At 65.3% G+C, this 14,567-nt stretch carries 15 protein-coding genes; 6 read left to right on the top strand and 9 right to left on the bottom strand.

The window, feature by feature from the left end:
- Window positions 1-74 precede the first annotated feature (74 nt).
- Window positions 75-629 (top strand): DNA-3-methyladenine glycosylase I, encoded by a 555-nt coding sequence (locus ASD87_RS21075; RefSeq protein ID WP_235512792.1) that lies wholly within the window; start codon window positions 75-77, stop codon window positions 627-629.
- Between the two features lie 57 nt (window positions 630-686).
- On the opposite strand, the gene ASD87_RS21080 is transcribed toward ASD87_RS21075, so the two are convergent.
- Window positions 687-1,379, bottom strand: a complete 693-nt coding sequence (locus ASD87_RS21080; RefSeq protein ID WP_369818588.1) for a pentapeptide repeat-containing protein — start codon at window positions 1,377-1,379, stop codon at window positions 687-689.
- 8 nt (window positions 1,380-1,387) lie between these two features.
- Complete coding sequence (gvpU, locus tag ASD87_RS27220) at window positions 1,388-1,837, bottom strand: gas vesicle accessory protein GvpU (RefSeq protein ID WP_180097963.1); 450 nt, start codon at window positions 1,835-1,837, stop codon at window positions 1,388-1,390.
- A 171-nt stretch (window positions 1,838-2,008) separates the two neighbouring features.
- Between gvpU and ASD87_RS21090 the strand changes: the two genes are divergently transcribed.
- The gene (locus tag ASD87_RS21090; protein ID WP_056326184.1) at window positions 2,009-2,380 is read left to right on the top strand and encodes a hypothetical protein; all 372 of its coding nucleotides are present in this window, start codon (window positions 2,009-2,011) and stop codon (window positions 2,378-2,380) included.
- Between the two features lie 51 nt (window positions 2,381-2,431).
- Here the strand turns inward: ASD87_RS21090 and ASD87_RS21095 are convergent, their stop codons facing one another.
- Window positions 2,432-3,775, bottom strand: a complete 1,344-nt coding sequence (locus ASD87_RS21095; RefSeq protein WP_056326185.1) for a ParB/Srx family N-terminal domain-containing protein — start codon at window positions 3,773-3,775, stop codon at window positions 2,432-2,434.
- 187 nt (window positions 3,776-3,962) lie between these two features.
- Between ASD87_RS21095 and ASD87_RS21100 the strand changes: the two genes are divergently transcribed.
- Window positions 3,963-4,631, top strand: a complete 669-nt coding sequence (locus ASD87_RS21100) for an ankyrin repeat domain-containing protein (RefSeq protein ID WP_081100942.1) — start codon at window positions 3,963-3,965, stop codon at window positions 4,629-4,631.
- Window positions 4,632-4,687: 56 nt separating this feature from the next.
- On the opposite strand, the gene ASD87_RS21105 is transcribed toward ASD87_RS21100, so the two are convergent.
- The gene (locus ASD87_RS21105) at window positions 4,688-5,794 is read right to left on the bottom strand and encodes a porin (RefSeq protein WP_056326970.1); all 1,107 of its coding nucleotides are present in this window, start codon (window positions 5,792-5,794) and stop codon (window positions 4,688-4,690) included.
- 256 nt (window positions 5,795-6,050) lie between these two features.
- On the opposite strand from ASD87_RS21105, the gene ASD87_RS21110 reads away from it, so the two are divergent.
- From ASD87_RS21110 to ASD87_RS21120, 3 genes are all read left to right on the top strand, one after another.
- On the top strand, window positions 6,051-6,704 hold the full coding sequence (locus tag ASD87_RS21110; protein ID WP_056326188.1) for an NUDIX domain-containing protein: 654 nt from the start codon (window positions 6,051-6,053) through the stop codon (window positions 6,702-6,704).
- 101 nt (window positions 6,705-6,805) lie between these two features.
- Window positions 6,806-7,663: a ribose-phosphate diphosphokinase gene (gene prs / locus ASD87_RS21115; RefSeq protein ID WP_056326190.1), complete on the top strand. Its 858-nt coding sequence runs from the start codon at window positions 6,806-6,808 to the stop codon at window positions 7,661-7,663.
- Between the two features lie 12 nt (window positions 7,664-7,675).
- On the top strand, window positions 7,676-9,376 hold the full coding sequence (locus ASD87_RS21120) for a nicotinate phosphoribosyltransferase (protein WP_056326193.1): 1,701 nt from the start codon (window positions 7,676-7,678) through the stop codon (window positions 9,374-9,376).
- 73 nt (window positions 9,377-9,449) lie between these two features.
- On the opposite strand, the gene ASD87_RS21125 is transcribed toward ASD87_RS21120, so the two are convergent.
- From ASD87_RS21125 to cyoA, 5 genes are all read right to left on the bottom strand, one after another.
- Window positions 9,450-10,229, bottom strand: coding sequence for an SURF1 family protein (locus ASD87_RS21125; protein ID WP_056326195.1), 780 nt, complete (start codon window positions 10,227-10,229; stop codon window positions 9,450-9,452).
- On the bottom strand, window positions 10,229-10,654 hold the full coding sequence (gene cyoD / locus ASD87_RS21130; protein WP_369818574.1) for a cytochrome o ubiquinol oxidase subunit IV: 426 nt from the start codon (window positions 10,652-10,654) through the stop codon (window positions 10,229-10,231). Before cyoD ends, ASD87_RS21125 begins: the two co-directional genes overlap by 1 nt.
- The gene (gene cyoC, locus ASD87_RS21135; protein WP_056326198.1) at window positions 10,651-11,292 is read right to left on the bottom strand and encodes a cytochrome o ubiquinol oxidase subunit III; all 642 of its coding nucleotides are present in this window, start codon (window positions 11,290-11,292) and stop codon (window positions 10,651-10,653) included. The genes cyoD and cyoC overlap by 4 nt, the downstream gene beginning before the upstream one ends.
- Window positions 11,285-13,288 (bottom strand): cytochrome o ubiquinol oxidase subunit I, encoded by a 2,004-nt coding sequence (gene cyoB, locus ASD87_RS21140; RefSeq protein ID WP_056326200.1) that lies wholly within the window; start codon window positions 13,286-13,288, stop codon window positions 11,285-11,287. Before cyoB ends, cyoC begins: the two co-directional genes overlap by 8 nt.
- A 63-nt stretch (window positions 13,289-13,351) precedes the next feature.
- A complete protein-coding gene (gene cyoA, locus ASD87_RS21145; RefSeq protein ID WP_056326203.1) occupies window positions 13,352-14,395 on the bottom strand; it encodes a ubiquinol oxidase subunit II in 1,044 nt (347 codons plus the stop codon).
- Window positions 14,396-14,567: the final 172 nt, after the last annotated feature.

A 14,567-nucleotide genomic window follows, 5' to 3' on the forward strand; every position in this document is an offset into this window, starting at 1 on the left:
CCGATGCCGGCAGCCCCGATCCTGGCCTGATCGTCGACGAGTACGGCCTGCCGCGTTGCTTCTGGCAGCCGTCCATGCCGGACTATCACGACCATGAATGGGGCCGGCCCGTCACCGACGACAGGCGCCTGTTCGAAAAGATCTGCCTGGAAGGCTTTCAGGCCGGCATGGCGTGGATCACCATCCTGCGCAAGCGCGAGGCGTTTCGCGAGGCGTTCGACGATTTCGACATGGAACGCGTGGCGCGCTATACCGAGCGCGACGTGGAGCGCCTGATGGGCAATGCCGCCATCGTGCGCAACCGCGCCAAGATCGTGTCGGCCATCAACAACGCGCAGCGCGCGCGCGAACTGGCCGATGAAACCGGGTCGCTCGCCGGCTGGCTATGGTCGCACGAGCCGCAGACGCGTCCGGCGGCCGTGGACCGGCACTACTGGGACAACAATCCCACATCCAAGGCGTCGATCGAACTCTCGCGCGCGTTGAAGCGGCGCGGCTGGACATTTGTCGGGCCAACCACCATCCACGCCTTCATGCAGGCCGTCGGGATGGTGAACGAGCACATGAGCGGCTGCGTCTGCCACGCGCAGATCGAGGCGGCGCGGGCGCGCTTCCGGCGTCCCGGCTGAATCAAAGCGCCGCAACGCCGGCCTGCGCCCGCGCAGACGCGGTGCATCGGAAAGGCGTCACACCACGCTGATGCGCAGTTCAGCCAGCAGCGCCGCCGCCTGGGTCTTGGAGATGGTGGCGCCCGCCAGCCGGGCGGCGGCCGTCAGGTCCAGACCGCCCAGATCCGCCTCGCGCAGGTCCGCGCCTTCGAAGTGAACGTTTTTCAGGGTGGCGTTGCGCAGGCTGCCGCCGTGAAAGACCGTCTCGCGGAAATCGCTGCCCGACAGATCCGCGTCCGAGAAATCGAGCTGGAGCAGGTTGCACTTGCGAAACGACACGCCGCGCAGCAGGGCGCCGACCAGCAGGCATTCCTCGAGCGACCACCCCAGGCACGCAATGCCATCGAAATCCGAGCCCGTCAGCTTGCATGCCCGCAAGCGCGCGCTGGCCAGCCGCGCACGGCGCCAGTTGGCGTTGTTCAGGTCGCAGTTCTGGAACAAGGCCTCGCTGGCGTCGGCCGATGCGAAATTGGCCGATCCGCCGCGGCAGCGCAGCCATTGCGTGTCGGTCAGGTCTGCACCTTGGAACGAGGCGCCGGCGATCGCGCAGCCGCTGAATTGAAAGCCGCGCAGATCCAGGCGCGAAAAGTCCGCCTCCTGGAAGTCGCAATCCACGAATGTCAGCGGGACGCCCGGGGCAGCCTCGATCAGGGCCAGCATCGCCTTGCGGTCGATGTCCTGGCCCTCGATCGGTGGCGGTACGGTTTGCATCATGCGGATCAGGCCGACGCGTCGGACTGCATGCGGCCCAGGATGAATCCGTCCACGGCGCTGGTGCGGCCGCGCCACAGGGTCGGCTGTCCAGCAATGGGCGTGCCGTCAGCGGTGAAGAACAGCGCGTCGGCCAGGTGGATGTAGTTGGGCAGCGGGTCAACGGGCTGCGGCAGGCGGAACACATCGCCCAGCTCGGCCAGCGAAGCGTGCACGGTCTGGCGCGTGTCATCGTCCATCGACGCCAGCGAGCCCGAAAAGCTGGCGGCGAAGGTGTCGAAGTACTCGGCGCCCGAGACGATCGAGCCGGACACCAGCATGCCGCCCATCTGCAAGGTCACGCCAATGCTCTCGATCTGGCTGCCGTTGTTGACCAGGTTGACCAGGAACTGCAGGAACGCGTCCGCGGTGGGTGCGGCGGCAGCAGGCTGGCTGGCGGCGGAGGGGTCGATGCTCATGAGAGGGGTCTCTGAAAGGTTTGCAAGAGGCACAAGATACTCGAAGGACGCTGAAAATGGTCGCGCGGCAATCCCGCGAGAAGCGGGCCGATCGGGCGCCTGACCGGGCCTTCCGGCGGCGCGGGCGGGGAGTATGTTGGCAGCCTGACCGCCATTCCCTTTGGAGCCTCCATGAGCAGCGTGAATTTCCTGGGTATCAATGCCGGCGCCGGCCAACCCGCGTCCGCCCGTAACGCCAACGCCACTGCCGGCGAGGGCTTTCGCGCGGCGTTCGCCGACGCCACCGAGCGCAACCGTTCGGCCATGGGCCGTGGCGTCTCGGGCGCCGCGCAATCCGCGCCGTCGCAGGCCGAGCAGGAGTTCATGGACTACGCCGCGATGTCGATCGAGGACAAGATGTTCTACGCGGCCTTGGCAAGCCTGGGCATTTCCAAGGAAGAGTACGACGCCATGTCGGCCGCCGAACGCCTGGAAGTCGCCCAGAAGGTGTCCCTGGCAATGCAGCAGCTAGCCAAGGCCGAAAATACGAAGGAAGTGCTCTGAGGTCCTGACGGCCCAATGCGAAAAGGCCCGCTTGCGCGGGCCTTTTTCACATCACCATCCCCAGCAGGTGCCCGCCGCCGGCTTGCCGCAGGTGCGGTAATTCACCGCGAACCACAGCTTGCCCGCGCCGCGCGGCGTGCCGTCTGACGTCTTGACGTCGTTGCGCGGCAGTTCTTCCAAGGTGTCGCGCGCGGTCTTGGTGGGCGAGCCGCTGGCCGCGTTGGGCGCCAGCACGATGCGGCCCAGGCTGGCGGCATCGCGGTCCTCGAACACGATATCCGTGTCGTTCAACGCGCTCATCTTCAACGAGGCATCGCGCACGGCGGCGGCGTAGCTGTCGCTGGCGCCGGTCGGCAGGATGTCCTTGTTCAGCGTGCTGACCGCCAGGATCTCGGCGGGCGTGGCCGGCGCCTGCATCTTGTACTGATCCAACCCGGGCAGCTGGCCCGCCGCGGCCTGCCGGCGCAGCCAGTCGCCCCATAGGAATTCCGCAAACTCGGGCAGGTTGCCGTTGCTGTAGGCGATGTCGCGGGTGAAGTACACCAGCGAGCGATAGCGGTCTTCCTGCATGCCGCCGGGTTCCTGCGCATGGGACAGCCCCAGGCGCGTGGGCAGCTGGTCGACGGTGATGGGCTGATTCTGCCCGTCGCGCAGCCACGCGCGGCGCTCGTCCACCAGGCGTTGCCAGAAGGCGGCTGCGGTCGTCAGGTCGCTGTAGTTGGCGTCGACCTTCACCCACACCGGCAGCTTGGGGCCGCCGTCAAAGATCTCGCGCAGGGACGAGAACGTGTGGTGGCCGTCGGTCAGGTACAGATTGCCGTCCCAGCCCACCACCACCGTCTTCAGGTTGGCGGTGTGGGTGCCCGGCGCGTCCAGGCAGGCGAACGTGTCGGGCTGGTCCAGGCGGGCGGCGCGGGCCTCGGCGATGCTCTGGAACTTCTGCGCGCGCTCGGCGCCACCCACGTCTTCGCAGTAATCGTCGAACTTCTTGCCGACCGTGCGGTTCAGGTAATCCAGTTGCAGCACCGGATCGGCCGCCCAGGTGGCGCGGTCGAAGTCGCCCTGCCAGCGGCCCAGCTTGTAATAGATCTGGTCATAGCCGATCGCGGCCTGCGTGGGGTGCAGTTCCTCGATGCGGACCTGGATCACGTCGCCCGGCTTGGTCTGCAGGTAGGCCGTATTGCGCGGGGGCGTCTCAGGTTGCGGTTCCGGGGCGGGCGTCTGCGGCGGCGCCGGGGTTTCGGCGACAGGCGGCTGGACGGCGTCATCGTCATCGTCGCCGCCGCCATTGCAGGCGGCCAGGGCCAGCGGCAGCAACGCCAGGGCCAGCGCGCGGGCAAGGCGCGTTTGCGGACGGAATACGGGCGAGAACTCGGAAGGGGAACGAGAAGGCATGACAGTTCGTGGGAGGCTGCGATCAGTGAGGGAGGCCGATCATGCCGGACGCGTGTTTCCTGCGCATTGCACGTCACCATGAATCTGACCGAGCATAGCTTGCACGGTGCGCAGCAGGGAGATAATGGCAGCGCGCCCGGCGCAGGACCGTGGCGCGATACCGGAAAAACCAGGGAGGCTGCCGGCAATGGCTTACATCAACTTCTGGCGCATCTGCTTCGCGCTGACGCTCAGTGCAATCGGCTTCGGTGCGGCGGCGGACGACCGGGGCGCGCAACTGCTGGAGGCGTCCGGCAAGGGCGACACGGCGCGGGTGCGCCAATTGCTGGCCGCAGGCGCGCCGCTCGAGGCGCGGGACGGGCAGGGCAACACGCCGCTCCTGCGCGCCACGCAGGGCAACCACGAAGCGGCCGCGGCGGCGCTGATCCAGGCCGGCGCGGACGTGAACGCCAAGAACGGCATGCAGGACAGCGCCTATCTATTGGCGGGCGCGCAGGGGTATCGCGAGATCCTGGAACTGACGCTGACGCACGGCGCGGATCTGAAAAGCACCAACCGCTACGGCGGCACGGCGCTGATACCTGCTTGCGAGCGGGGCCATGTCGAGGTCGTCAAGCGTCTGCTTCAGGCCGGGGTGGATCCGAACCATGTCAACCGGTTGGGTTGGACCGGGCTGCTGGAAGCCATCATTCTGAGCGATGGCGGACCGCGTCATCAGGCCATCGTGGGGCTGCTGATAGAGGGGGGCGCGGACGTGAATCTGCCGGACAAGGACGGCCGCACGCCGTTGCAGCACGCCCGCCAGCGCGGGCAGACAGAGATCGTCCAGATGCTGGAGCGCGCCCGGGCGCGGTAGCGGCCCGGGCGGCGGGGTGGGCCGGCGCCGCGCAAGCGGACCGGCCCGGCACACGCTTAGAACTGGTGGCGGATGCCCACGCCGGCGGCGGTGCTCTTGACGCCGTCGATGAACGCGTAATCCGTGCCGTACGAACCGTAGGCGTACAGATTGGTGCGCTTGGACAGGTCGTAGGTGTAGCCCACGCTGTAGACGTTCATGTTGGCGTCGCCGCCCGTCAGCTTGTCGTTGGACGGGGCCACGTGCTGCCAAGAAGTGAACAGGCTGCCGGCTGCGCTGACGGGGAACGTTGCGCCCAGCATGTAGGAATTGGCCTTGAAACCGTCCACGAAGCGGTTGATGCCGAACTCATCGCTGAACGGCGTGCCGGCCGGCAAGTCCTGGCCGACGAACCAGCCGTCGGTGGTGCGGCCGTAAGCGGCGGCCAGCTTGACGACTTCCAGGTCGTACGACGCGCCGATGGCGTACTGGCGCGGCGTGGCGCCGTTGTCGATGGAGCCGCGGTTGGCGCCGTTCAGTTGGTCATACGTCAGCGTCACGTTCAGCGGACCTTGCACGTAGCGCAGGCCGGTGGTGATGCCGCGCGTGTTGTCCGCGGTCTTGAAGCCGGTCTGGTCCGTCGTGGTGTCGTCCACGCTGAACGAGTAGCCCACGGCGAATTCAAAGCCGTTCACCGACGGGGTGCGGTACATGACCATGTTGTCCCAGCGCATGGTGTTGGCCGCGCTGAACCCCAGGCCCAGGTTGGACTGGGTGTAGCTGGTGTAGAAGGGATCGATGTCGGCCAGGTAGTTCGAGCCGACCGTGGCCTGGCGGCCGAATTCGAGCGAGCCCCACGCGTCGTTGGCCAGGCCGATGGTGGCCTGGCGGCCGAACAGGCGGCCCGACTGGCCGCGGCTGCCGTTGGCGGAGTCAAAGCCGCTTTCCAGCTTGAAGACGGCGCGCAAGCCGTCGCCCAGATCTTCGGATCCGCGCAGGCCCCAGCGGGAGCCGGCCTGGATGCCGTTGATCATGCCGACTTTGGAACCACTGTAGCCATCGCCCTTGATCTTGTTGTAGCCGAGGCCGGTGTCGATGACACCGTAGAGGGTGACTGACGGTTCTGCCTGGGCAACGCCTGCGAAAGAGGCCAGCATTGCCGCGGCGAGCAGCGTCTTTTTCATCCGGAAAACTCCTGTGTTGCAGTTGAAGAAAAAAAGCAAAAGGAACACGGCGCCAAGCATCAACCCGGCGGTGTTCCTCGGGGCATAGTGTAGAACAATGCGTTAATTGTCGTTATCCGCCGTCAATTTTTGCCAAAATTCGAAGTTGTTCTAGTGGCGCGCGCGTTTGAAACCTGCGCAGGCGGATCGGGGCCGGATTGACCTGGATCCGTCATAGTGGCATCTTGCCCAAAACCCCAATCTTGGAACCCTCGTCTTGGAATTTCCCCAGCCGCTCGTCACTGTCGACGCCGTCCTCCTCACCCTGCGCGAATCCGGCCTGGAAGTCGCGCTGCACCAGCGCGACCGCGAGCCCTTCCAGGGCGCGATGGCGCTGCCCGGCGGCGTGGTGCACGCCGACGAGGACGCGTCCACCGAAGACAGCATCCGGCGCGTGTTGCGGGAAAAGACCGGTTTCGAGCCGCGCTACCTTGAGCAGCTGCAGGTGTTTTCGGGCATGGATCGCGACCCCCGGCAATGGTCGCTGTCGGTGGCCTACGTGGCCCTGGTGCCCGCCGCCGAACTGGCCGCCGCCACGCGCGCCGAGTTCCGCTTTGTCAGCGTGGACGCGCTGCCGCCGCTGGCGTTCGACCACGCCGCCATCGTCCGGGCGGCCGTGGACCGCCTGCGCAGCAAGTCCACCTATTCCACGCTGCCGTTCTTCCTGTTGCCCGAGCGCTTCACGCTGACTCAGCTGCAGCACACCTACGAGGCGATCCTGCAGACCCGGCTCGAGAAGTCCAATTTCCGCCGCAAGATGGAAGCGTGGGGCGCGCTGGAGGCCACCGACGAACAGGTCGGCGGCGCGCAGCGGCCGGCGCGCCTGTATCGGCTGAAGGACTTCACGTTTTTCGACCGCAGCGTCGGGTGATGCATGAGCGCGCCCATTCAAACGCAAAGATAGTTGCATAACGACAATAAGTAGGCTTATACTGGCGTCACTTAGTTTTGAAATGCCACTAAGGGACGATCATGTTCACCATCACTGCGGTCATTGAAGGACAACGCCTGACCGATACGCCGGCAGCGTTCCGGTTTCCGGGCGGCGAAATGCAGGTCACCATTCCGGCAGGGTTGCGCGAGCAGGCGGACGCCGCCCGCGAACTTCGCATCCATGCCTTGTTGAAGTCGGCCGCCGACGTGATGCAGTTGTTGCTGTTGACCGATGCCCTGCGCCGCCTGAACCCCGCCGTGCCGGTGCACCTGGACATGCCCTACGTGCCGTATGCCCGCCAGGACCGCGTGTGCAACCCGGGCGAGGCGCTGGGCGCCGCGGTGTTCTGCAAGCTGATCAACGACCAGCAGTACGCCACCGTCACCATCGTCGAACCCCACAGCGACGTCACGCCCGCGCTGCTTGCGCGGGTGCGGGTCGTCGATGCCGCCGCCTACTTGAAAAAGGCGCTGGCCGCCCCGGCCTTTGCGCAGGGTGTCACGCTGATGGCGCCGGACGCCGGCGCCCGCAAGCGGGTGCAGGCGCTGGCCAAGACGCTGGGCGTGGCGGATGTGCGCTACGCGGAAAAGGTCCGCGATCCGCAGACCGGCCGCATTACTGAAACTCGCGTGCCCGACGATATCCCGGCCCAGCCGGTGCTGGTGGTCGACGACATCTGCGACGGGGGCCGCACGTTCCTGGAACTGGCCGCCGCCCTGCGCGGCAAGACCCGCCAGCCGCTTTACCTGTATGTCACGCACGGCATCTTCAGCAAGGGTCTGACCGAACTGAAGGCCAACTACGCCGAGATTTTCACCGCCTACGACTGGACTCGCACCGAAGACGCCCCTGTGCCGGGCGCCGCCGCAGCCGTCCTGGTCAACGAAGCAGCCTAGAAGGAAAACGCCATGAATGCCCCCGACACCCTGGCCCCCGCGCTCAAGAACGGCCTGAATCCCTTTCTGCAGGCGGATTTCTACAAGACCGGCCACCCGTTCCAGTACCCCAAGGGCACCAACAAGATCCTTGCCAACTTCACGCCGCGTTCCGCGCGCCTGGCGCCGGTGCTGCCCGAACTGTTCGACGAGAAGATCGTCTGGTTCGGCCTGCAGGGCTTCATCAAGGAAATCCTGATCGGTCTTTTCAACCGCGAGTTCTTCGGCAAGCCGGCCGCGACGGCGGTGCGCCAGTACCAGCGCCGCGTGGACAACGCGCTGGGCAAGGGCGCGGTCACGGTGGACCACCTGCAGGCGCTGCACGACCTGGGCTACCTGCCGCTGGAAATCCGCTCGGTGCCCGAAGGCGCCCGCGTGGACATCCGCGTGCCGCCCGTCACCTTCGTCAACACCCAGCCGGAATTCGCCTGGCTGGTGACCTACATCGAAACCCTGTTCAGCTGCGAATCCTGGAAGCCGTCCACGGTCGCGACCATCGCCTTCGAATACCGCAAGCTGCTGACCTACTTCGCGCAGGTGACCGGCAGCCCGATGGCGTTCGTGGACTGGCAGGGCCACGACTTTTCGATGCGCGGCATGGCCGGCCTGTACGACGCGCGCAAGTGCGGCGCGGGCCACCTGTTGTCCTTCACCGGCACCGACACGATCCCGGCCATCGATTACCTTGAAGACCTCTACCTCGCGGATTCAGATCGGGAACTCGTCGGCGGCTCGGTGCCGGCAACTGAACACTCCGTGATGTGCCTGGGCAGCAAGGAAGGCGAGATCGAGACCATCCGCCGCCTGGTCAAGCAGGTCTATCCGGCGGGCATCGTGTCCGTGGTGTCGGACACCTGGGACTTCTGGCAGGTGGTCACGGATTTTGCCGCGGCGCTCAAGTCCGAGATCATGAGCCGCGAGCCCGATGCGCTGGGCAACGCCAAGGTCGTGTTCCGCCCGGACTCGGGCGATCCCGTGAAGATCCTGACCGGCTACTTCTGCACCGATGTGCCGGGCGTAGACGACCGCGCTGCCTTACAAGCGGCGCAAGCCGCGGGCTTTGAGGCCGTGCGCGATGCGGCCACCGGCAACTACTGGCTGCTGGGTGAAGACGCCAGCGCGCGGCAAGCCCTTCGCGCCGCCGAGGTGAAGGGCGCCGTGCAATGCCTGTGGGACACCTTTGGCGGGGTAGAGACCGAGCGCGGCTACAAGCTGCTGGATCCGCACGTCGGCCTGATCTACGGCGACTCCATCACGCTAACCCGGGCGCGCGACATCCTGGTGCGGCTGGAGCGCAAGGGCTTTGCCTCGGGCAACGTGGTGCTGGGCATCGGGTCATACACCTATCAGTACCTGACGCGCGACACCTTCGGCTGGGCGCTGAAGGCCACATACGCCGAAGTCAACGGCGAACCGCAGGAACTGGTCAAGGACCCGGTCACCGACTCCGGCGTGAAGAAGTCCGCCAAGGGACTGCTGCGCGTGGAAGAGACGCCAAGCGGCTACGTGCTGCACGATCAGCAGACGCCCGAGCAGGCGGCGGGCGGGGCGCTGGTGCCGGTGTTCCGCGACGGCGAGCTGCTGGTCGAACAGAGCTTGGCCCAGATCCGGGCGCGGCTGCAGGGATCGTGGGTGTGCCCCGATCCGGGCAGCATTCGCTGGCCGGCCTGCTGATGCCGCCGGCGTGAGCCGGCCGCCCAAGCGAAACGGCGCCCGAAAGGGCGCCGTTATTTTTACCGCATGAGGTTCAGGCCTGCCGGCGCGCGCGCTTTTCCTCGCGCACGAAGATCACCACGCCCACGATCACCATCAGCGCCAGCGCATACCAGGTGATGGCGTACGTCAGATGGTTGTTCGGAAAGTTGAGCATCGTCAGGCCGCCTACCGGTTCCCGCGCGGGATCCTTGCCGGGGCTGGACGCCGCATCCGCATCGATGAAGTAGGGCGCCACGTCGGTCAACCCGCGCGCCGCCGCGATGCCGGGCAGATCGCGTGAGTACCAGAGGTTGGCGGCCGGGTCGTTGTTGCGCAGAAAGCCGCTGGCCGGCTCGCCCATGCGCAGCAGGCCCGTCACCTGGCCCGGGGCGGCGGGCCGGGCGGCATTGGCCGGGTCCTTGCGCCATGCCGGCAGCACGAAGCCGCGATTGACCAGCACGGTGCCGCCGTCCGCCAGCTGCAGCGGGGTCATAACCCAATAGCCGCTGCCCAGTTCGGTCGCGGCCTGCACCAGCGTCTGCTTGTCGAAGTGGTACGTGCCGGCGGCGGTGACGTGGCGGTATTCCGCGTTGTCCTGGGTCAATTGCGCCCATTCGCTTTTGCCGGGGGCGGGCGTGGCGGGCGCGTGGGCCCGCTGATCCACCTGCGCGATCAGGGCGCGCTTCCAGGCCAGCCGGTGCACCTGCCAGGTGCCCAGGGCGCAAAGCCCGGCAAAGAGGGCGACAGCCAGCAACCCCAGGATGACCAGGGTTGCCTTGCTGCGCGGATGTCGGGAGGTGTCGCGTGAAGAAATGTCTTTGACTGCTGCCATCAGGGCATCTTGCGCATGTCATGCGGGGACATGGGCATCATGTTGGAGTTCAAGTGATACATGATCCAGATGGATCCGCTGAGCGTAATGACGACCAGCACCAGCGTGAATATTAACGCCAACATGTTCCAGCCGCTTTCGGACTTGGTGTCCATGTGCAGGAAGTAGACGATGTGCACCACGATCTGCACGACGGCGAACGCCAGGATCACCAGGCCCGTGACGCGCGAGCTGTCGATGACCCGGTCCATCACCAGCCAGAACGGGATCGCCGTCAGGATGGCCGCCAGCACGAATCCGGTCATGTAGCTCTTGAAGGTGCCGTGGGCGGCGGCGTCGTCATCGTCATGGTGGCCATCGTGATGATCGTGGCCATGATGGCCGCCGTGGCCGGTGTCGGCCAGGTTATCCATGTGCGACGTCATGGCAGCACTCCCATCAGGTACACAAAGGTGAACACGCCAACCCAGATCAGGTCCAGGAAGTGCCAGAACATCGAAAGGCACATCAGGCGGCGGCGGTTTTCCGGGATCAGGCCGTGCAGGCGGACCTGCAGCATCATCGTCACCAGCCAGACGATCCCGAAGGTGACGTGCAGCCCGTGCGTGCCGACCAGCGTGAAGAAAGCCGACAGGAAGGCGCTGCGCTGCGGGCCCGCGCCCTGGTGGATCAGGTGCCAGAATTCGTAGATTTCCAGCGACAGAAAGCCCAGGCCCAGGATGCCGGTGACCGCCAGCCACAGTTGCGTGGCGCCGATGCGGTTGCGCCGCATCTCCAGCATGGCAAAGCCGTACGTGATGGACGACAGCAGCAGCAGCGTCGTGTTCACCGCCACCAGCGGCAGGTCGAACAGGTCCGCGCCGGACGGCCCGGCCGCGAAGCTGCGGCCCAGCACGCCGTAGACCGCGAACAGGCACGCGAAGATGAGGCAGTCGCTCATCAGGTAGATCCAGAACCCGAGCAGCGTGCCGTTCTTGGGATGGTGTTCGCCAGGAACGTAAAAGACCGGTTCCTGGGCCGGCGCGGCGCCGCCGGGCATGGGGTGGGCGAGGGTATCAGACATGTTGCGCTAGCAGCCTTGTGCGGGCGTCTTCCGTGGCGACGACCTGTTCGGCCGGCACGTAGTAGTCGCGCTTGTAGTTGAAGGTATGGATGATCGACACCAGGATCAGCGCGGCAAACGCCAGCACCACCAGCGGCCACATGTGCCAGATCAGCGCAAAGCCCAGCACCACGCTGATCCCGGCCAGCACGATGCCCGCCCACGTGTTCTTCGGCATGTGAATCGGAATGAAGCCCTGCTGCGGACGCTGGTAGCCGTGCTGCTTCATCTGCCACCAGGCGTCCAGGTCATGCACCCGCGGCGTGAACGCAAAGTTGTACACGGGCGGGGGCGACGACGTGGACCATTCGAGCGTGCGGCCATCCCACGGATCGCCAGTGGTGTCGCGCAGCTGGTCGCGGCGGCGGTAGCTGACCACGAGCTGGATGATGAAGCTGGCGATGCCGCACGCGATCAGCAGCGCGCCAAAGGCCGCGATCTGGAACCAGATCTGCAGCGACATGTCCTCGAAGTGGTTCACGCGGCGCGTCACGCCCATCAGGCCCAGCACGTAAAGAGGCATGAAGGCCACGTAAAAGCCCACCAGCCAGAACCAGAACGAGCACTTGCCCCAGAACGGATCAAGCTTGTAGCCGAACGCCTTGGGGAACCAGTAGGTGATACCGGCCATCAGCCCGAACAGCACGCCGCCGATGATCACGTTGTGAAAGTGCGCGATCAGGAACAGGCTGTTGTGAAGCGCGAAGTCGGCGGGCGGCACGGCCAGCAGCACGCCCGTCATGCCGCCGATCACGAACGTGACCATGAACCCGAGCGTCCACAGCATCGGCACTTCGAAGCGGATGCGCCCGCGATACATGGTGAACAGCCAGTTGAAGATCTTGGCGCCGGTCGGGATCGAGATGATCATTGTCGTGATCCCGAAGAACGAGTTCACGCTGGCGCCGGACCCCATGGTGAAGAAGTGGTGCAGCCACACCAGGTACGACAGCACGGTGATCACGACCGTGGCGTACACCATGGACGCATAGCCGAAGAGACGCTTGCGGCAATAGGTGGACACCACCTCGGAGAAGATGCCGAACGCCGGCAGGATCAGGATGTAGACCTCGGGGTGGCCCCAGATCCAGATCAGGTTCACGTACATCATGGCGTTGCCGCCAAAGTCCGCGGTGAAGAAATTGGTGCCGACATAGCGGTCCATGGACAGCAGGGCAAGCACCGCCGTCAGCACCGGAAAGGCCGCCACGATCAGCACGTTGGTACACAGCGCCGTCCACGTGAAGATGGGCATGCGCATCATCTTCATGCCGGGCGCGCGCATCTTCACGATGGTGACCAGCAAGTTCACCCCGGATAGCAACGTGCCCACGCCCGCTATCTGCAAGGCCCATATGTAATAGTCCACGCCTACGTCGGGACTGTGCAGTATCCCTGATAACGGCGGATACGCCAGCCAGCCGGTGCGGGCAAATTCCCCGACGAACAGCGACATCATCACCAGGATCACGCCGCCGGCGGTCATCCAGAAACTGAAGTTGTTCAGGAACGGAAACGCGACGTCTCGCGCCCCAATCTGCAGCGGCACGATGAAGTTCATCAACCCCGTGACCAGCGGCATCGCCACGAAGAAGATCATGATGACGCCGTGCGCCGTGAAGATCTGGTCGTAATGGTGCGGCGGCAGATAGCCGGTGGAATCGCCAAAGGCCACGGCCTGCTGCGCCCGCATCATGATGGCGTCGGCAAAGCCCCGCAGCAGCATCACGATGCCCAGGATCACGTACATGATGCCGATCTTCTTGTGATCGATGCTGGTGAACCATTCGTGCCACAGATATCCCCACTTCTTGTAGTAAGTGACGGAGCCCAGCACGACGATGCCGACGATCGCCACCACGAAGAACGTGACCAGCAGGATGGGCTCGTGGTAAGGAATGGCGTCCCAGGTCAGACGGCCGAAGATCAGCTTGGTGAGGTCAGGTTGATCAGGCATCTCGATTCCAGCAAAAAGACCGCGTTTACATGGCGCACGTGCCGAGCTGAAAAACCTGCCGCGCTACAGCAGCAATCCTTCGGTGGCCGTGCACATGGCGCCCACGTACTTGCGCGGCGGCGTGTCCGTGAGCCCCAGGCGCTCGCGCGTCTGGTGATCCAGGGTGGTCAGGTTATGCGCGCCCGGAATGCCGGCGCCGCCTTGCGAGTCGATCGCCATCGCGTCGCGCATGCACATGCGGTTGGGCTCGACGCATCGGTTCACGATGGCGTCGAACAGGCCCGGCGCAACGGTGGCGTAAAGCTGCACCGGGTTGCGCTCGCTGGGTTGTTCCAGTTTCAGGTACGCCGCGCGGTCCAGCGTGGCTTGCGACTTGCGCGCCTGCGCGACCCAGTCGTCAAAGCCTTTCTGGTCCAGGCCATGGAAGCGAAAGCGCATGCCGGAAAACCCCGAGCCGCTGTAGTTGGCGGACAGGCCCTCGTATTCGCCGGGGTGATTGATGACCGCGTGCAGCGTGGTCTGCATGCCGGGCATCGCGTAGATCTGGCCGGCCAACGCGGGCACGAAGAACGAATTCATCACCGACGACGAGGTGATCTTGAACTGGATGGGACGATCCACCGGAGCGGCCATTTCGTTCACCGCCGCCACGCCTTGCTCGGGATAGAGGAACAGCCATTTCCAGTCCAGCGCCACCACTTCGACCACCAGCGGCTTGGTGTTGGGCGGCACCTCGCGGCCTTCGGACAGGCGCGCCAGCGGGCGGTAGGGATCGAGCTGGTGGGTGCTGACCCACGTAAGCGCGCCGAGCGCGATGATGATGAGCAGCGGCGCGGCCCAGATCAGAAGCTCCAGCATGGTGGAGTGGTTCCAGTCGGGATCGTAGGCGGCGTCCTTGTTGCTGGCGCGATAGCGCCATGCGAACAGCAAGGTCAGGATGATCACCGGCACGATGATGATGAGCATCAGGCCGGTGGAGATGATGATCAGGTTGCGTTGTTGCACGGCCACGTCGCCCGACGGCGAGAGCAAGACCGCATTGCACCCGGCGAGCAGCGGCAGGGCGGCAAACAGGATCAATCCGCGAAGCCTTGCGAAGGACGACATAGTCATACCCCGAAACGTAACCGTGCGAAGTAAACGAAACACTACGCTGGAAGCCGCGAAAAATCTAGGGTAAAAAGAGCAAAAGTATGCACGGCCGCGCATGCGGAGCCGTCCTGGGCCGTAAGGCTTGCGGCGTGCGGCATGATGCGCGTACTGTCATGCAGGTGTGTTG

Origin of the sequence: Achromobacter sp. Root170, assembly GCF_001428165.1 — a bacterium.
In the GTDB taxonomy this organism is placed as follows: Bacteria; Pseudomonadota; Gammaproteobacteria; order Burkholderiales; family Burkholderiaceae_B; genus Achromobacter; species Achromobacter mucicolens.